The following is a 17,306-nucleotide window of genomic DNA, read 5'->3' as shown; positions in this document are numbered from 1 at the left end:
GACTACCAGACGTAGGCGAGGACTTCCCCACCTACGCCCTTCTTGCCTGCCTGCTGGCCGGTCAGGAGACCGTGCGACGTGGAGATGATCGCCACGCCCAGGCCACCGAGGACCTTCGGCAGGTTGGTGGACTTCGCGTACACGCGCAGACCGGGCTTCGAGATCCGCTTGATGCCCGCGATGGAGCGCTCACGGTTCGGCCCGAACTTCAGCTCGAGGACGAGGTTCTTGCCGACCTCGGCGTCCTCGACCTTCCAGCCGGTGATGAAACCCTCCTGCTTGAGGATCTCTGCGATGTGCGACTTGATCTTGCTGTGCGGCATCACGACGGTGTCGTGGTACGCCGAGTTAGCGTTACGCAGACGCGTGAGCATGTCTGCGATCGGGTCAGTCATGGTCATGAAGTGGCCTTCGGCCTCTCTCGCCGGGGTTTCCTGTATGCGCCATCCCTCTCCCCGCTCAGAGGCGGGACGGGTGCGGTGCGGGGACCTACGGCGTAGTAAGTCGTTATGGGCGGCGGACGCCCAACCACACAAGCCTAAGGCATGCGGGGCCGGGCATCCGCCGACCAGATGCTTACCGAGAGTCTCTGGAACTTCCCCAAGTCCTTACGGACGGGAGGGAGTTACCAGGAGCTCTTGGTCACGCCCGGCAGCTCGCCACGGTGAGCCATCTCACGAAGGCAGACGCGGCACAGGCCGAACTTGCGGTACACGGAGTGGGGGCGACCGCAGCGCTGGCAGCGGGTGTACGCACGCACACCGAACTTGGGCTTGCGGGCAGCCTTCGCGATGAGAGCCTTCTTCGCCATCTCGCTTACGCCTCCTTGAAGGGGAAGCCGAGGTGACGAAGGAGAGCGCGGCCCTCGTCGTCGTTGGTCGCCGTGGTGACCACGGTGATGTCCATACCCCGGGTACGGTCGATCTTGTCCTGGTCGATCTCGTGGAACATGACCTGCTCCGTGAGACCGAAGGTGTAGTTGCCACGGCCGTCGAACTGCTTCGGCGACAGACCACGGAAGTCACGGATACGCGGCAGCGCGAGCGACAGCGTACGGTCCAGGAACTCCCACATGCGGTCACCACGGAGGGTGACGTGGCACCCGATCGGCTGACCCTCGCGCAGCTTGAACTGCGCGATGGACTTGCGGGCCTTCGTGACGGCCGGCTTCTGGCCGGTGATCGTCGTCAGGTCGCGGATGGCGCCGTCGATCAGCTTCGAGTCACGGGCGGCGTCGCCGACACCCATGTTCACGACGATCTTGACGAGGCCGGGGATCTGCATGACGTTCTCGTAGGAGAACTCCTCACGCAGCTTGCCCGCGATGTCCTCGCGGTACTTCGTCTTCAGACGCGGAGTGGTAGCCATCAGATGTCCTCACCCGTGCGCTTGGCAACGCGGATCTTGTTGCCTTCGTCGTCGAAGCGGTAACCGACGCGGGTGACGACCTTCTTGCCGTCCTTCTCCACGACCAGCTGCACGTTGCTCACGTGGACCGGGGCCTCGGTGATGACGATGCCACCGGCCTGGTTCTGCGCGGCCTTGGTGTGCTTCTTGACCCGGTTGACACCCTCGACCAGGACGCGGTTCTCGCTGGGCATGGCCGCGATGACCTTGCCCTGCTTGCCCTTGTCCTTACCGGTGATGACCTGGACCAGGTCGCCCTTCTTGATCTTCATGCTTACAGCACCTCCGGCGCGAGCGAGATGATCTTCATGAACTTCTTCTCGCGCAGCTCACGGCCCACGGGGCCGAAGATACGGGTGCCGCGAGGGTCGCCGTCGTTCTTCAGAATGACGGCGGCGTTCTCGTCGAAGCGGATGTACGAGCCGTCCTGGCGGCGGCGCTCCTTGACGGTGCGAACGATGACCGCCTTGACGACGTCACCCTTCTTCACGTTGCCACCGGGGATCGCATCCTTGACGGTGGCGACGATGACGTCACCGATGCCCGCGTAGCGGCGACCGGAGCCACCGAGAACACGGATGCAAAGGATCTCCTTGGCACCAGTGTTGTCGGCGACACGCAGTCGCGACTCCTGCTGGATCACGTCTATCTCCTGTTTGTCTGCCGGTTCCCGGCCGGGGCTTCAGTGAAGCCCCGGCCGAGCCTGGCGGAACGAACCTGAAGGGTTACCCCTTCAAGTGATTACTTGGCCTTCTCGAGGATCTCGACGATGCGCCAGCGCTTGGTCGCCGACAGCGGACGCGTCTCCATGATGAGGACGCGGTCGCCGACGCCGGCAGCGTTCTGCTCGTCGTGCGCCTTGAGCTTGTTCGTACGGCGGATGACCTTGCCGTACAGCGCGTGCTTCACGCGGTCCTCGACGGCGACGACGACGGTCTTGTCCATCTTGTCGCTGACGACCAGACCCTCACGGGTCTTGCGGAATCCGCGGTCGGTCTTCTCAGTCACGTTGTTCTCGCTCATCAGGCGTTCTCCACCGTCTCGATACCGAGCTCACGCTCGTGCATCAGGGTGTAGATGCGAGCGATGTCCTTACGGACGGACTTGAGCCGGCCGTTGTTCTCCAGCTGACCCGTGGCCGCCTGGAAACGGAGCTTGAACAGCTCCTCCTTGGCCTCGCGCAGCTTGCCAACGAGCTCCTCGTTGCCGAGCTCACGCAGCTCGGACGCCTTGGTTCCCGTCGCCATCACGACTCACCTGCCTCGCGCCGCACGATCCGGCACTTCATCGGAAGCTTGTGAGCAGCGCGGGTGAGCGCCTCACGAGCAATCTTCTCGTTCGGGTAGGACAGCTCGAACATGACCCGGCCCGGGTGCACGTTCGCGATCCACCACTCGGGAGAACCCTTACCGGAACCCATGCGGGTCTCGGCCGGCTTCTTCGTCAGGGGGCGGTCCGGGTAGATGTTGATCCAGACCTTGCCGCCACGCTTGATGTGGCGGGTCATCGCGATACGAGCCGCCTCGATCTGGCGGTTCGTCACGTAGGCGGGGGTGAGCGCCTGGATGCCGTACTCGCCGAACGAGACCTCAGTACCGCCCTTGGCCATACCGCTGCGCTTCGGGTGGTGCTGCTTGCGGTGCTTGACCCTACGAGGGATCAGCATGTCGGTCAGGCCTCCGTTCCGGTGCTCTCGGCCGGAGCGGCGGCGGGAGCGTCGGCCTTGGGGGCCTCGGCACCAGCAGCCTGCTGCGGCTTGCGGCCACCACGGCCGCCGCGCTCGCCACCACGGCCACCACGGCCGGCGGGACGGTCGCCAGCGCCGGCGCCACGGGCCGGGCGGTTACCCGCACGGGCCGCAGCGTTCTCGGCGCGAACCTCGGCGATGTTCTTGACGTCGCCCTTGTAGATCCAGACCTTCACACCGATACGGCCGAAGGTGGTCTTGGCCTCGAAGAAGCCGTAGTCCACGTTCGCGCGCAGCGTGTGCAGCGGCACACGACCCTCGCGGTAGAACTCGGAGCGGGACATCTCGGCGCCGCCGAGGCGGCCGCCGCACTGGATCTTGATGCCCTTGGCGCCGGCCTTCATGGTGCCCTGCATGCTCTTGCGCATGGCACGACGGAAGGAGACGCGGGAGGAGAGCTGCTCGGCAACGGCCTGGGCAACGAGCTGAGCGTCGAGCTCGGGGTTCTTGACCTCGAGGATGTTCAGCTGGACCTGCTTGCCCGTGAGCTTCTCGAGGTCGCCGCGGATGCGGTCGGCCTCGGCGCCACGGCGGCCGATGACGATGCCGGGACGGGCGGTGTGGATGTCCACACGCACGCGGTCACGGGTGCGCTCGATCTCAACCTTCGAGATGCCGGCGCGCTCCATGCCGGACGTCATCATCCGACGGATGGCGACGTCTTCCTTGACGTAGTCCTTGTACAGCTTGTCGGCGTACCAACGCGACTTGAAGTCCGTGGTGATGCCGAGTCGGAACCCGTGCGGGTTTACCTTCTGGCCCATTACCGGGAACCTTCCTTGCTGCTGACGACCACGGTGATGTGGCTGGTCCGCTTGCGGATCCGGTAGGCACGGCCCTGGGCACGCGGACGGAACCGCTTCAGGGTCGGGCCCTCGTCCACGTACGCCTCGCTGATGACCAGCGTGGAGGCGTCCGGGTGGTTGTAGTTGTGTGCGGCGTTGGCAATGGCGCTGTCCAGCACCTTGCCGACCGGCACGCTCGCGGCCTGCGGGGCGAAACGCAGGACCGCCTGAGCCTCCGTGGCATCCATGCCACGGATAAGGTCCACCACGCGGCGGGCCTTCATGGGCGTGACGCGGATGTACCGCGCCTGGGCCCTGGCTTCCATGGTTGTCCCTTCGGTGTAAGTCATAGTCGTAACCACCCCGCCTTTAGCGGCGCTTCGACTTCCGGTCGTCCTTGACGTGGCCGCGGAAGGTGCGAGTCGGCGAGAACTCGCCGAGCTTGTGGCCGACCATCGACTCGGTGACGAACACCGGGACGTGGGTCTTGCCGTTGTGCACCGCGATGGTGTGACCCAGCATGCTGGGGATGATCATCGAGCGACGGGACCAGGTCTTGATGACGTTCTTGGTGCCGGCTTCGTTCTGGACGTCCACCTTCTTTACGAGGTGGTCGTCGACGAAGGGCCCCTTCTTGAGACTGCGCGGCATCTAAACCCGCTCCTAGCGCTTCTTGTTCGTCTTGCGGCGGCGGACGATGTACTTGCTCGAAGCCTTCTTCGGCGAGCGAGTACGACCCTCCTTCTGACCCCACGGGGAGACCGGGTGGCGACCACCACTGGTCTTGCCCTCACCACCACCGTGCGGGTGGTCAACCGGGTTCATCGCGACACCGCGGACGGACGGGCGAACGCCCTTCCAGCGCATGCGGCCGGCCTTGCCCCAGTTGATGTTCGACTGCTCGGCGTTGCCGACCTCGCCGACCGTGGCGCGGCAGCGCGCGTCGACGAGACGGATCTCGCCCGACGGCATGCGGAGGTGGGCCATGACGCCCTCCTTCGCGAGCAGCTGCACGGAGGCACCGGCGGAGCGGGCGAACTTGGCGCCGCCACCGGGACGGAGCTCGATCGCGTGGATCGTGGTACCGACCGGGATGTTGCGGAGCGCGAGGTTGTTGCCCGGCTTGATGTCGGCCGTCGGGCCGTTCTCGATCCGGTCACCCTGCTGCAGACCGCGCGGCGCGATGATGTAGCGCTTCTCGCCGTCGGCGTAGTGCAGCAGCGCGATGCGCGCGGTGCGGTTGGGGTCGTACTCGATGTGCGCGACCTTGGCCGGCACGCCGTCCTTGTCGTGACGACGGAAGTCGATCACGCGGTAGGCGCGCTTGTGTCCGCCACCCTGGTGGCGAACGGTGATCCGGCCGGTGTTGTTACGGCCGCCCTTGCTGTGCAGAGGGCGAACCAGCGACTTCTCCGGCGTGGACCGCGTGATCTCGACAAAGTCGGCGACGCTGGAGCCACGACGGCCCGGGGTCGTCGGCTTGTACTTGCGGATACCCATTTCTCAGTCCTCGTCCGATTCCGGACGACTAGACCTCCGCTAGGAGGCCTGGCCGCCGAAGATGTCGATACGGTTGCCCTCGGCAAGGGTCACGATGGCGCGCTTGGTGTTGGCGCGCTTGCCGAAACCGGTCTTGGTGCGCTTGCGCTTACCCTGACGGTTGATCGTGTTGACCCCGGTGACCTTGACCGAGAAGACCGCTTCCACGGCCTGCTTGATCTGGGTCTTGTTGGCGCCGGGCGCGACGATGAACGTGTACTTGTTCTCGTCCAGCAGCGCGTAGCTCTTCTCCGAGACGACCGGCTTGATCAGCAGGTCGCGCGGGTCGGTGAAGGTCTTGCTGGTAACGGTCGCCTCAGACATCAGGCGTCGCTCCCTTCGGTCTCGTCGGCCTTGGGGCCAGACACGAAGGACTCGAGCGCGGCCTGGGTGAAGACCACGTCGTCAGAGACGATCACGTCGTACGTGTTCAGCTGGCCCGGCTCCAGGATGTGGACCTGGGGCAGGTTGCGGGCGGACAGCCACGCGGCCTCGTCGGCACGCTCGACGACCAGGAGCAGGTTCTTGCGCTCCGAGATCTTGCCGAACAGCGTCTTGGCGGCCTTCGTGGAGGCGGCACCCTCGACCACGCCGGTGACGACGTGGATGCGGGAGTGACGCGCACGGTCCGAGAGGGCACCGCGGAGGGCGGCGGCCTTCATCTTCTTGGGGGTCCGCTGCGAGTAGTCACGCGGCTGCGGGCCGTGGACGACGCCACCGCCGGCGAACTGCGGAGCGCGGGTCGAACCCTGACGGGCGCGGCCGGTGCCCTTCTGGCGGTAAGGCTTCTTGCCACCACCACGGACTTCGCCACGGGTCTTGGTCTTGTGCGTGCCCTGACGGGCAGCTGCCAGCTGGGCGACAACGACCTGGTGGATCAGCGGAACGCTGGTCTTCGCGTCGAAGATCTCCGCGGGGAGCTCGACGGTACCGGCCTTGTCGCCTGCCGGCGAAAGGATGTCAATGGTGCTCATTACCTCAAGCCCCCTTGGCCGCGGTACGGACCAGGACGAGGCCGCCGTTCGGACCGGGGACCGCGCCCTTGATGAGGAGCAGACCCTTCTCCGCGTCAACCGCGTGGATGGTCAGGTTCTGGGTGGTGACGCGCTCGTTACCCATGCGACCGGCCATGCGCATGCCCTTGAAGACACGCCCAGGGGTGGCACAGCCACCGATCGAACCGGGGGAGCGGTGCTTGCGCTGCACACCGTGACCGGCGCCGAGGCCCCGGAAGTTGTGCCGCTTCATGACACCGGCGAAGCCCTTGCCCTTGCTGTTGCCCGTGACGTCGACCTTGACGCCGGACTCGAACACCTCAGCAGTGATCTCCTGGCCGAGCGTGTACTCGCTGGCGTCGGAGGTGCGGAGCTCCACCAGGTGGCGGCGGGGGGTCACGTCGGCCTTGGCGAAGTGGCCCTTGAGGGGCTTGTTCACCTTGCGCGGGTCGATCTCGCCGAAGGCGATCTGGACCGACTCGTAGCCGTCGATGTCGTTCGTACGGACCTGGGTAACGACGCAGGGTCCGGCCTTGACGACGGTCACCGGGACGACACGGTTGTTCTCGTCCCAGACCTGGGTCATGCCGAGCTTCTCGCCCAGGACGCCCTTGATCTGCTTTGCCATCTTCTCGACGCCTCTCAGAGCTTGATCTCGATGTCAACGCCGGCCGGAAGGTCCAGGCGCATCAGCGAGTCAACGGTCTTGGGCGTCGGGTCGAGGATGTCGATCAGGCGCTTGTGCGTGCGCATCTCGAAGTGCTCGCGCGAGTCCTTGTACTTGTGCGGCGACTTGATGACGCAGTACACGTTCTTCTCAGTGGGCAGCGGCACCGGGCCCGCGACCGACGCACCAGTGCGCGTCACCGTCTCGACGATCTTCTTCGCCGAGGAGTCGATGACCTCGTGGTCGTAGGCCTTGAGCCGGATGCGGATCTTCTGTCCCGCCATGGCTACTCCGTAGTCCTGTCTCTGTGTGGAAACGCTCTGGCTCCCGGAAGGCTGCGGAACCGGGGTTCCGCGGCTTCTCTCCGACCCACGCGGTCGGGCGTGTCGCACTCCCTCTACAGAAAATTCCCATAGGGAATTCCCTCGTCCAAGGGGGTGCGGTCCTTGACCGCGCATCGGGGGAGAAACACCCGCCGAGTGCCTGGTGGGCACCGTGCTGACACTTCCCAGAAGATTCCCGTACGTCCGCCCTCATTGCTGCCCCGAAAGGCAGATTAAGGACGACGAGTACTGTGGGACTCGCTTCCGGTCCTCCCGGCGGGAGGCGCACAGCATCGGCACTCAACCGAGCAACTTGAGTAGTCTGCCATACGAGACACGTACCTGGCCAATCGGGGCGAAGAGCTTACCCCGCCGCGCGGACACGTCAAACCGCGCCGCGCGTTTGCCCGGGGGGTTCCTCCCAGGTCAGGAGCGGGATGCCGTCGTGCACTCCTGCGGCAGCTCGGCCATGGACCTGCTCCGGTCGTACGGATCCACGACCGGCCCGGACGGGCCCGGCCCGGGCGCCCTGAGCTCGCTGTCGAACTGGGGGTGGAGGAAGCCGGTCCCCTCCCGCGTGCAGTCGTCGTTGCCGGCGGTCTCCCGCCACTCCACGACCTGGAGCTTGCCCGCGGTCGCGACCACCTTGCGCGGGTCGGACAGCGCCAGGACCATCGTGCGCCGCACCACCGTGCGGGCCACCTCGTCCGCGCCGGGCTTCGCCCGGACCACGGGGTACACGAAGGTGTAGTCGGCGTGCACCTTCACCTCGCCGTCCCGGCTGCTGTCGAAGCTCATCCGGCCGCGCGTCTTGACCACGTCGCCGTGGACCCGGACCTCCGCCGGGTCGAACCGGCTGACCAGCCACAGCGGGTCCGCGTCCGCCGAGGGGCGGGCCAGCGCCTGCTCCATGAGGCCCTTCCCGTCGCCCTGGAGCGGGTCCAGCAGGTCCAGCGCCGCCTGGGGTCGCTCTCCCCGCAGGGCGGCGGGGTCCAGGTTGGACGCGACCAGCAGTGCCTTGGTCTTCGCCAGGGCGTCCGCGACCTGTTCCTTCGACATCCCGCCCACGGCACTGGCCTCCGGGACCTCGATGCCGGCGGCTCCATCGGCCCACTGGAGGGCCGGAGAGCCCCGGAACGGCTCCTTCAGGGTCGGACGGTCCGGGTAGCCGGCCTCCGGGGCCGCCGTCGGGCGGGCGGACTCGGCCGGCAGCGGCGAGGCCCCGGCGGCCGCCCGACGGGCCTCGGTCCTGCCGGTCAGCCGGTCGATCAGCAGCTCCGGCCGTACGACGACCAGCGCCAGGGCCGCGACGCCCACGATCGCCGCAACGGCCTTGAGCCCCCGGCGGCGCCGACGCCGGCCCTCCAGCTCCTGCCAGGCAGGCCCCGTACGCCAGCCCGGCGGGTCACTCGGCGCGGGCCGGCCCGTCCCGAAGCGGCGCCGGCCGGCCGCCCGTTCGCGCTCCGCGTCCTCGCGCCGCAGCCGCTCGGTGACCATCCGCGCCCGCGCGGACGGCTCCTTCGGCGCGTCCGCGCTCTCCCGCGCCAGCTGCTCGCTGAAGCGCGCCCACTCCTCGTCCGATATCCCGGCCCCGTCGGCGTCCTGCCGCCCCATGATCCCCACCTCGAACGTTCGTACGTGATCCGTGCCGGAGCCTCTCACGCCCCCCGCGTCCATCATTACCGGGGGGTACGACAAAGGACCCCTCCCCCACCGCCGGAGCGGTGGGAGAGGGGTCCCTCGGTCGGACAAGGTGCTCGCTCTCACGAGCTACCAGGTCAGAACACGAATTACTTCGTGATCTTGGTGACCTGGCCGGCGCCCACGGTACGACCACCCTCACGGATGGCGAACTTCAGGCCCTCCTCCATGGCGACCGGCTGGATCAGCGCGACCGTCATGTCGGTGTTGTCGCCCGGCATGACCATCTCGGTGCCCTCGGGGAGGGTGACGACGCCGGTCACGTCCGTGGTACGGAAGTAGAACTGCGGGCGGTAGTTGTTGAAGAACGGGGTGTGACGACCACCTTCGTCCTTCGACAGGATGTACGCGGCGGCCTCGAACTCGGTGTGCGGCGTGACCGAACCGGGCTTGATGATGACCTGGCCGCGCTCGACGTCCTCGCGCTTGATGCCACGGAGGAGCAGACCGACGTTCTCGCCGGCCTGGCCCTCGTCGAGCAGCTTGCGGAACATCTCGATGCCGGTGACCGTGGTGGTGGTCTTCTCGGTCTTGATGCCGATGATGTCGACGGTCTCGTTGACCTTCAGGACACCACGCTCGATGCGACCGGTGACGACGGTGCCACGACCGGTGATCGTGAAGACGTCCTCGACGGGCATGAGGAACGGCTTGTCGGTGTCACGCGGCGGGGTGGGGATCGACTCGTCGACGGCCTTCATGAGGCCGAGGAGCTTCTCGCCCCACTCCTTGTCGCCCTCGAGCGCCTTCAGCGCGGAGACCTGGACGACCGGCAGGTCGTCGCCCGGGAAGTCGTACTCGGAGAGCAGCTCACGGACCTCGAGCTCGACGAGCTCCAGGATCTCCTCGTCGTCCACCATGTCGGCCTTGTTCAGGGCGACGACGATGTAGGGGACGCCGACCTGGCGGGCCAGGAGCACGTGCTCCTTGGTCTGCGGCATCGGGCCGTCGGTGGCGGCGACCACGAGGATCGCGCCGTCCATCTGCGCGGCACCCGTGATCATGTTCTTGATGTAGTCCGCGTGACCGGGGCAGTCAACGTGGGCGTAGTGACGCGCCTCGGTCTGGTACTCGACGTGCGCGATGGAGATGGTGATACCGCGCTGGCGCTCCTCAGGAGCCTTGTCGATCTGGTCGAAGGCCGAGGCCTCGTTCAGGTCCGGGTACGCGTCGTGCAGCACCTTGGTAATGGCGGCCGTGAGGGTCGTCTTACCGTGGTCAATGTGACCGATGGTGCCGATGTTGACGTGCGGCTTAGTCCGCTCGAACTTCGCCTTCGCCACGGGGGTCCTCCTGGAGAGTGGTTCTGTACGCCTTACAGATCGGCGCCAGGTGATCTTTGCTGGGAAGCCGGGTTCCCCGGGGCAACGGGAGGGTTGCTCCTGTTGCCCCAGAGGCTCCGGTGACAAGCCTAAAGCGTGTACTCGGAAGAGTTACTCGCCCTTGGCCTTCGCGATGATCTCCTCGGCGACGTTCCGCGGAACCTCGGCGTAGGAGTCGAACTGCATCGAGTAGCTGGCGCGACCCGAGGTCTTGCTGCGGAGGTCTCCGACGTAGCCGAACATCTCCGAAAGCGGCACGAGGCCCTTGACGATCTTGGCTCCGTGACGGTCCTCCATGGCCTGGATCTGGCCACGGCGGGAGTTGATGTCACCGATGACGTCGCCCATGGACTCCTCCGGCGTGGTGACCTCGACGGCCATCATCGGCTCGAGGAGCACGGGAGAAGCCTTGCGCGCGGCCTCCTTGAAGGCCTGCGAACCGGCGATCTTGAAGGCGAGCTCGGAGGAGTCGACCTCGTGGTAGCCACCGTCGAGAAGCGTGACGCGGACGCCCGTCATCTCGTAGCCGGCCAGGATGCCGAACTGCATGGCCTCCTGCGCACCGGCGTCGACCGAAGGGATGTACTCCTTCGGCACGCGGCCACCGGTGACCTTGTTGACGAACTCGTACGCCGGACCATCGGCGTCCGTGATCGGCTCGATCGCGATCTGCACCTTGGCGAACTGACCGGTACCACCGGTCTGCTTCTTGTGGGTGTAGTCGTGACGCTCGACGGCCTTGCGGATCGTCTCACGGTACGCGACCTGCGGCTTGCCGACGTTGGCCTCGACCTTGAACTCGCGCTTCATACGGTCGACCAGCACCTCGAGGTGCAGCTCGCCCATACCGCCGAGGATGGTCTGGCCCGTCTCCTCGTCCGAGTGAACGTGGAAGGAGGGGTCCTCCTCCGCGAGACGCTGGATGGCGACACCCAGCTTCTCCTGGTCACCCTTGGACTTGGGCTCGATGGCGACCTGGATGACCGGGGCCGGGAAGTCCATGGACTCCAGGATCACCTGGTTCTTGTCGTCACACAGCGTCTCACCGGTGGTGGTCTGCTTCAGGCCCATGACGGCGACGATGTCGCCGGCGCCCACCGAGTCGATCTCCTCACGCTTGTTCGCGTGCATGCGGTAGATCTTGCCGATGCGCTCCTTCTTGCCCTTGACGGAGTTCAGCACCGCAGTGCCGGCCTCCAGGCGGCCCGAGTAAACCCGGACGAAGGTGAGCTTGCCGAGGTGCGGGTCGCTCATGATCTTGAACGCGAGCGCCGCGAGGGGCTCCTCGTCCGACGGCTTGCGCCGCACGACGACCTCGGCGTCCTTGACGTCGTGGCCCTCGATGGCCTCGATGTCCAGGGGGGACGGGAGGTAGCGCACGACGGCGTCGAGCAGGGGCTGGACGCCCTTGTTCTTGAACGCCGTACCGCAGAACACCGCGGTGATCGTGGGCTCGCCCTTGCCCTTGCCGGAGCCGAGGATGATGCGGCGCACGGCCGCGTGGAGCTGCTCCTCGGTGGGCTCGGTGCCCTCGAGGAAGAGCTCCATCATCTCTTCGTCGTTCTCGGCAACCTGCTCGACGAGGGTGGCGCGCCACTCCTCGGCCAGCTCGGTGTGCGTGGCCGGGATGTCGACGACGTCGTACATCTCGCCCTTGGTGGCCTCGGCGGACCACACGAGCGCCTTCATGCGGACGAGGTCGACGACGCCCTTGAAGTCCGCCTCGGCACCGATCGGCAGCTGCATGACGATCGGAACCGCACCGAGGCGGTCCTTGATCATGTCGACGCAGCGCATGAACTCGGCGCCGGTACGGTCGAGCTTGTTGACGAAGCAGATGCGCGGCACGCCGTAGCGGTCCGCCTGACGCCAAACGGTCTCGGACTGCGGCTCCACACCGGCGACACCGTCGAACACGGTGACGGCACCGTCGAGGACGCGGAGCGAACGCTCCACCTCGACCGTGAAGTCAACGTGACCCGGGGTGTCGATGATGTTGATGGTGTGGTCGACGTCCTCGAGCGGCCAGTGACAGGTCGTCGCGGCGGACGTGATCGTGATGCCGCGCTCCTGCTCCTGCTCCATCCAGTCCATCGTGGCAGCGCCGTCGTGGACCTCACCGATCTTGTACGACACACCGGTGTAGAACAGGATGCGCTCGGTGGTGGTCGTCTTGCCCGCGTCGATGTGGGCCATGATGCCGATGTTGCGCACCTTGGCCAGGTCAAGCGAAGTGGTAGCCATAAGGCTTCGGTCTTCTCTCGGTCTCGATGTGGGGTGGGACTACCAGCGGTAGTGCGCGAAGGCCTTGTTGGACTCGGCCATCTTGTGCGTGTCCTCGCGCTTCTTGACGGCAGCGCCAAGACCGTTGGAGGCGTCGAGCAGCTCGTTCATGAGGCGCTCGGTCATGGTCTTCTCACGGCGGGCGCGGGAGTAACCCACGAGCCAGCGGAGGGCCAGGGTCGACTGACGACCCGGCTTGACCTCGACGGGGACCTGGTAGGTCGCGCCACCGACACGGCGGGACTTGACCTCGAGGGACGGCTTGACGTTCTCCAGCGCGCGCTTCAGCGTGATGACCGGGTCGTTGCCGGTCTTCTCGCGGAGGCCTTCCATGGCGCCGTAGACGATGCGCTCGGCGGTGGAGCGCTTGCCGTTCAGCAGGATCTTGTTGATGAGCGAGGTCACCAGAGGAGATGCGTAGACCGGGTCGATGATGACCGGGCGCTTCGGGGCGGGGCCCTTACGAGGCATTCTTACTTCTCCTTCTTGGCGCCGTAGCGGCTGCGGGCCTGCTTGCGGTTCTTGACAGCCTGGGTGTCAAGCGCACCGCGGATGATCTTGTAACGAACACCCGGCAGGTCCTTCACACGGCCACCACGCACGAGCACGATGGAGTGCTCCTGCAGGTTGTGTCCCTCACCCGGAATGTAAGCGGTGACCTCGATGCCGGAGGTCAGACGCACACGCGCGACCTTACGGAGCGCCGAGTTCGGCTTCTTCGGGGTGGTCGTGAACACACGCGTGCAGACGCCGCGACGCTGGGGCGAAGCCTCGAGCGCGGGAGTCTTTGTCTTCTCGACCTTGTCCTGCCGGCCCTTACGGACCAGCTGCTGGATCGTAGGCACTACTTCTCCGGTTTCTGTGTGCCGTGTAGTGAAGCTAACCTGGAACTTTGCCGACCCACGCGGTCGGGTGTGTCGGATCCGGCGGAGCTCCCCGCAGAAGCGGAAAGACGCGTGGATCGCAGTGGCCGTTGACTCTCTCGTGCGGTTGATGGACACGCACGGGAGCCCAGGCACACCCCAGGCACAAGGTCTGAGCGTACCCACCGCATCCACTCCGGTCAAAACATAAGCCGCACCGCGGCCCCCGGGACGAGCGCACAGCTCAGGCGCCGCACGGGCGCGGCCCCTGTCGGACGGGGCGGGCGCGCGCAGCGCGCACCGGCGTGGTAGTGCGGGCGAACTACACTGCGCACCGAATCCCAGCGAATCAGTCCACATCGTACGAGCGCCAGGAGCAGGACATTGGGGACGGTCAGCACGGAGCCGGCGACGGCGGAAACCCCGCCCCCTGACGGCGGCCGGGCCCCCAGGTCACGGCGGCGAACCGGGCTCACCCGGCTGTACGGGCCGCTGCTGGCCTTCCTCGTCACCTCGGGCGCCTTCTGCGCGGCCTGGGTGGCCCGGGGCACCTTCCCCTTCGGCGACACGGGCCGGGCCGTCAACGACCAGGCCAACCAGTACGTGCCCTTCCACCGCGCCCTCTGGGACCTGGTGCACGGCCAGGCCGCCGGCGACGTGCTGTTCACCTGGCGGGGAGGCTTCGGACAGCAGTTCCTGTCCGACTACTACACCTACCTCGGCAACCCCTTCTCCTGGCTCGCGGTGCTGGTGCCGCGCGAGCACGTGGACCTGGCCGTCTTCGTGATCACCCCGGTCACGATGGGCACCGCGGCCGCCCTGATGACCGTCTACCTCGGCAAACTGCACCCCGGGCCGTGGTGGCAGCGCGGGGTGCTCGGGGCGACGTACGGCCTGTGCGGGTGGGCGCTGAGCGACGCCTCGTACATCCCCATGTGGCTGTGGGGCCTGGTGGCCCTCCCGCTGCTCGGCATCGCCGTCGAGTGGTGCCTGGAGGGCCGCCGCTGGCCGGGGGTTGCGCTGCTGGTCGCCCTCGCCTGGTTCGGGAACTTCTACACGGCGATGATGGCCACGATGGCGGCCTGCGTCCTGCTGGCGATCCGCCTGGTGACCCTGGACATGACGGGCGCGCAGCGGCTGCGCGCCGTGGGGCGGGCGGCCACCGCGGCCGCCACGGGCATCCTCCTCACGCTCCCCCTCCTCCTCCCGTCGTTCCTGTCGAGCGGGGCCGCGCAGCCCACCAAGGCCGGTGCCTTCGACCCCGTACGGATCGAGGTCTTCCTCGCCGGGATGCTCCCGGCCACCCACCTGTGGGGCGGCCGGCCGCGCCTGTACGTCGCCTCCCTCGGCCTGATCCTGGCCGGGAGCTTCCTGCTGAACGGCCGGATCGCCGCGCGCACCCGCCTGACGTGGGCGGCCGCCACCCTCCTGGTCCTCGTGTCCTTCCAGTTCCCGCCGACCCAGTACGTGTGGCACGGCCTGGCGGTGCCGAACGGCAACCCGTACCGCGAGGCCTTCGTCTTCAGCGGGATGGTGGTCGTGGTGGCCTGGCTGGCGCTGGCCAACCGCCCGCGCCCGCTGCACCTGGCCCTGTCGGCCGGCCTCCTGGTCCTGGCCACCTTCGTCCTGCGCCACACCGACGACTTCGGCGGCTGGACCTGGCCCGCCGTCCTCGCCGGCGGCGCGGTGTCCCTGCTGGCCCTGACCCTCCTGGCCCTGGGCGAGAAGCGCCGCGCCCTGGTCCCGGTGGCCGCGCTGCTGATGATCGGCGTCGTCTTCGCCGAATCGGCGGTCGCCGCGGCCAACGCGGACGCCCGCCGCTCCCGCGAGCGCTGGGCCCACCCCGCCGCGACCTCGAACCGCTCGATCACCAACCACTTCGAGGCCGTCCGGAAGGCGGACGGCTGGCCCGCCTACCGGACGGACTCAGGCGCGCCGCAGACCTCGTACAACGACGCCCTCGCCCTCCGGGCGGAGGGACCGCAGTACTACAGCAGCTACCTCCCCGAGGCCACCTACCGGGCCCTGGAGCCCCTCGGCTACGGCTACAAGAACGACGGCCGGACCTTCTTCGGCGCCGACAACCCGGTACTGGACGCGATCTTCTCCATCGGCGCCCGGGTCCGCCCCGGGACGGAGCCGAACACCTGGACGTCGACCCGCTCCCCCGCCCCTCCCCTGGTCACGCTCCGCACGGCCCCGTACACCTCCCCCAACCCGGCCGGCTCGGTCTACGCCCGCCAGGAGAACGTCCTGGGCGCCACGGTCTACGAGGTCCCGCGGACCACCCGGACGGGCACCCCCGCCACCCAGACCTACACGGCCCAGTGCACCCCCGGCTCCGAGGCGTACTGGTACTCCCCCGCCCTCCACGGCACGCTACGCACCGGCGCCTCCGCCCTCGCCCTCCAGGACCGCATGACGGGGGTCCTCCCCCTCGGCCCCGTCCCCGCCTCCGGCACGATCACCACCACGGTGGAGACCCGCACGGAGAACGCCACGGCCGGCCCGACCCCCATCGGCTGCCTGGACCGCACCCGCCTCGACGCGGCGGTCCGCCACCTGACCGCCACCGGCGCCACCACCGTCCGGGCGGGCGGCCACACCCTCGAAGCCACCCTCCCGCCGAACACCACCGGCACCGCCGTCCTCGCCGTCACGAACATCCCCGGCTGGCAGTGCTCGGCCCCGATCCGCGACCACCACGGCCTGCTCTCCCTCCCGGTCACCCCGGGCACCGGCCACCTCTCCTGCACCTTCACCCCCAAGGGCCTCACCCCGGGCCTGGCAGCCGCCACCCTGGCCCTCCTCACCCTCACCTCGGTCACCACAACGACCCACCTCAGACGCCGCCGCGGGATCCGCTAATCCGCCGTCACGCATCCCCGGTGACCAGTACATTGACCGCCCTGACAACCGGGGGGTGCACATGGCATCGGAGCACGTGGCGGGCGACGGAGGGCTGGACGACCGGGTCCCCTTCCTCGCCCGTTTGGAGGACGAGGACGGCGCTGCGTTACGGGCACTGGGCCACGAGCTGACCTTCGCGCCCCGCGCACACCTCATCCACCAGAACGAACCCGCCGCCCACGTCCTGCTGATCCTCCATGGCTGGACGAAGGTCACCAGCTCCGCCGCCAACGGCAAGGAGGCGCTGCTCGCTCTGCGCGGCCCGGGCGACATCATCGGCGAATCCGCCGCCCTCACGGGGCGCGCCCGCTCCGCCACCGTGACCGCGCTCGAACCGGTGCGCGCCGTGGCCGTCGCCCCCGAACGCTTCCGCGCCTTCCTCGCCCGCGTCCCCGCCGCCGCCTTCCAGCTCCTGGCCCTCACCACGGACCGCGCACGCGCCGGCGACCGGAGGCGGCTGGAGTTCGCCTCGCTGAGCGTGCGCGAGCGGCTGGCCGTCCTGCTCCAGGACCTGGCACGTACCCACGGGCGGCGCACCGAGGAGGGGATCGAGATCACCGTCCCCCTCAGCAAGCAGGAGATCGGCGGAGCGATCGGGGCCTCCCGCGAGATGGTCCAGCGCCAGCTCAAGGACCTGCGCGACCGCGGGGTCGTCATCACGGGCCGCCGCACGACGGTGATCACACGGCCGGACGTACTGCGCCGGATCGCCCATGCGCAGGGCGAGAGCTGAACCGTCCCTTTCAGTGCAGGCCGTCACACTC

General features: G+C 67.7%; 23 protein-coding genes. 2 read left to right on the top strand and 21 right to left on the bottom strand.

What is annotated here, in order from left to right; genetic code table 11:
- Positions 1 to 2: 2 nt before the first annotated feature.
- From rpsH to rpsL, 21 genes are all read right to left on the bottom strand, one after another.
- Positions 3 to 401, bottom strand: a complete 399-nt coding sequence (gene rpsH / locus ACZ501_RS06115) for a 30S ribosomal protein S8 (RefSeq protein WP_007265911.1) — start codon at positions 399 to 401, stop codon at positions 3 to 5.
- Positions 402 to 625: 224 nt separating this feature from the next.
- On the bottom strand, positions 626 to 811 hold the full coding sequence (locus tag ACZ501_RS06110; protein WP_003956452.1) for a type Z 30S ribosomal protein S14: 186 nt from the start codon (positions 809 to 811) through the stop codon (positions 626 to 628).
- A gap of 5 nt (positions 812 to 816) precedes the next feature.
- Complete coding sequence (gene rplE / locus ACZ501_RS06105; protein ID WP_030298216.1) at positions 817 to 1,368, bottom strand: 50S ribosomal protein L5; 552 nt, start codon at positions 1,366 to 1,368, stop codon at positions 817 to 819.
- The gene (gene rplX / locus ACZ501_RS06100) at positions 1,368 to 1,679 is read right to left on the bottom strand and encodes a 50S ribosomal protein L24 (RefSeq protein ID WP_249767358.1); all 312 of its coding nucleotides are present in this window, start codon (positions 1,677 to 1,679) and stop codon (positions 1,368 to 1,370) included. Before rplX ends, rplE begins: the two co-directional genes overlap by 1 nt.
- Before the next feature lie 2 nt (positions 1,680 to 1,681).
- The gene (rplN, locus tag ACZ501_RS06095) at positions 1,682 to 2,050 is read right to left on the bottom strand and encodes a 50S ribosomal protein L14 (protein WP_003956455.1); all 369 of its coding nucleotides are present in this window, start codon (positions 2,048 to 2,050) and stop codon (positions 1,682 to 1,684) included.
- A 98-nt stretch (positions 2,051 to 2,148) separates the two neighbouring features.
- Positions 2,149 to 2,430: a 30S ribosomal protein S17 gene (gene rpsQ / locus ACZ501_RS06090; protein ID WP_361597701.1), complete on the bottom strand. Its 282-nt coding sequence runs from the start codon at positions 2,428 to 2,430 to the stop codon at positions 2,149 to 2,151.
- Positions 2,430 to 2,654 (bottom strand): 50S ribosomal protein L29, encoded by a 225-nt coding sequence (gene rpmC, locus ACZ501_RS06085; protein WP_054222532.1) that lies wholly within the window; start codon positions 2,652 to 2,654, stop codon positions 2,430 to 2,432. The genes rpsQ and rpmC overlap by 1 nt, the downstream gene beginning before the upstream one ends.
- The gene (gene rplP, locus ACZ501_RS06080; protein ID WP_112447745.1) at positions 2,654 to 3,073 is read right to left on the bottom strand and encodes a 50S ribosomal protein L16; all 420 of its coding nucleotides are present in this window, start codon (positions 3,071 to 3,073) and stop codon (positions 2,654 to 2,656) included. Before rplP ends, rpmC begins: the two co-directional genes overlap by 1 nt.
- A gap of 5 nt (positions 3,074 to 3,078) precedes the next feature.
- Positions 3,079 to 3,918 (bottom strand): 30S ribosomal protein S3, encoded by an 840-nt coding sequence (gene rpsC, locus ACZ501_RS06075; protein ID WP_007265905.1) that lies wholly within the window; start codon positions 3,916 to 3,918, stop codon positions 3,079 to 3,081.
- A complete protein-coding gene (gene rplV, locus ACZ501_RS06070) occupies positions 3,918 to 4,265 on the bottom strand; it encodes a 50S ribosomal protein L22 (protein ID WP_007265904.1) in 348 nt (115 codons plus the stop codon). Before rplV ends, rpsC begins: the two co-directional genes overlap by 1 nt.
- 43 nt (positions 4,266 to 4,308) lie before the next feature.
- Entirely contained in the window at positions 4,309 to 4,590 is a 282-nt protein-coding gene (gene rpsS / locus ACZ501_RS06065) for a 30S ribosomal protein S19 (protein ID WP_008739713.1), read from the bottom strand.
- A gap of 12 nt (positions 4,591 to 4,602) precedes the next feature.
- The gene (rplB, locus tag ACZ501_RS06060; RefSeq protein ID WP_030388860.1) at positions 4,603 to 5,439 is read right to left on the bottom strand and encodes a 50S ribosomal protein L2; all 837 of its coding nucleotides are present in this window, start codon (positions 5,437 to 5,439) and stop codon (positions 4,603 to 4,605) included.
- Between the two features lie 39 nt (positions 5,440 to 5,478).
- A complete protein-coding gene (gene rplW, locus ACZ501_RS06055; protein WP_007265901.1) occupies positions 5,479 to 5,802 on the bottom strand; it encodes a 50S ribosomal protein L23 in 324 nt (107 codons plus the stop codon).
- Positions 5,802 to 6,452: a 50S ribosomal protein L4 gene (gene rplD, locus ACZ501_RS06050; RefSeq protein WP_030959024.1), complete on the bottom strand. Its 651-nt coding sequence runs from the start codon at positions 6,450 to 6,452 to the stop codon at positions 5,802 to 5,804. Before rplD ends, rplW begins: the two co-directional genes overlap by 1 nt.
- A 4-nt stretch (positions 6,453 to 6,456) precedes the next feature.
- Positions 6,457 to 7,101, bottom strand: a complete 645-nt coding sequence (rplC, locus tag ACZ501_RS06045) for a 50S ribosomal protein L3 (protein ID WP_007265899.1) — start codon at positions 7,099 to 7,101, stop codon at positions 6,457 to 6,459.
- 14 nt (positions 7,102 to 7,115) lie between these two features.
- Positions 7,116 to 7,424 (bottom strand): 30S ribosomal protein S10, encoded by a 309-nt coding sequence (rpsJ, locus tag ACZ501_RS06040; protein WP_003948644.1) that lies wholly within the window; start codon positions 7,422 to 7,424, stop codon positions 7,116 to 7,118.
- A gap of 465 nt (positions 7,425 to 7,889) precedes the next feature.
- Positions 7,890 to 9,077: a hypothetical protein gene (locus ACZ501_RS06035; protein WP_468792941.1), complete on the bottom strand. Its 1,188-nt coding sequence runs from the start codon at positions 9,075 to 9,077 to the stop codon at positions 7,890 to 7,892.
- Between the two features lie 176 nt (positions 9,078 to 9,253).
- Positions 9,254 to 10,447 carry an elongation factor Tu gene (gene tuf, locus ACZ501_RS06030; RefSeq protein ID WP_361606931.1) on the bottom strand — a complete coding sequence of 398 codons (1,194 nt, stop codon included), beginning with the start codon at positions 10,445 to 10,447 and terminating at the stop codon, positions 9,254 to 9,256.
- Between the two features lie 150 nt (positions 10,448 to 10,597).
- On the bottom strand, positions 10,598 to 12,730 hold the full coding sequence (gene fusA / locus ACZ501_RS06025) for an elongation factor G (RefSeq protein ID WP_361606934.1): 2,133 nt from the start codon (positions 12,728 to 12,730) through the stop codon (positions 10,598 to 10,600).
- 39 nt (positions 12,731 to 12,769) lie between these two features.
- On the bottom strand, positions 12,770 to 13,240 hold the full coding sequence (rpsG, locus tag ACZ501_RS06020; protein ID WP_007265894.1) for a 30S ribosomal protein S7: 471 nt from the start codon (positions 13,238 to 13,240) through the stop codon (positions 12,770 to 12,772).
- A 2-nt stretch (positions 13,241 to 13,242) separates the two neighbouring features.
- A complete protein-coding gene (rpsL, locus tag ACZ501_RS06015) occupies positions 13,243 to 13,614 on the bottom strand; it encodes a 30S ribosomal protein S12 (RefSeq protein WP_007265893.1) in 372 nt (123 codons plus the stop codon).
- A gap of 402 nt (positions 13,615 to 14,016) precedes the next feature.
- Here rpsL and ACZ501_RS06010 point away from each other — a divergent pair, with 402 nt between their 5' ends.
- Positions 14,017 to 16,500 carry a YfhO family protein gene (locus ACZ501_RS06010; RefSeq protein WP_468792938.1) on the top strand — a complete coding sequence of 828 codons (2,484 nt, stop codon included), beginning with the start codon at positions 14,017 to 14,019 and terminating at the stop codon, positions 16,498 to 16,500.
- Positions 16,501 to 16,561: 61 nt separating this feature from the next.
- Complete coding sequence (locus tag ACZ501_RS06005) at positions 16,562 to 17,275, top strand: Crp/Fnr family transcriptional regulator (protein WP_361606942.1); 714 nt, start codon at positions 16,562 to 16,564, stop codon at positions 17,273 to 17,275.
- The last annotated feature ends 31 nt before the right edge of the window (positions 17,276 to 17,306 follow it).

The organism is Streptomyces sp. NPDC034085 (genome assembly GCF_055575555.1).
The sequence above is the reverse complement of the archived record's forward strand: the minus strand, read 5'-3'. Positions and strand labels throughout refer to the sequence as shown.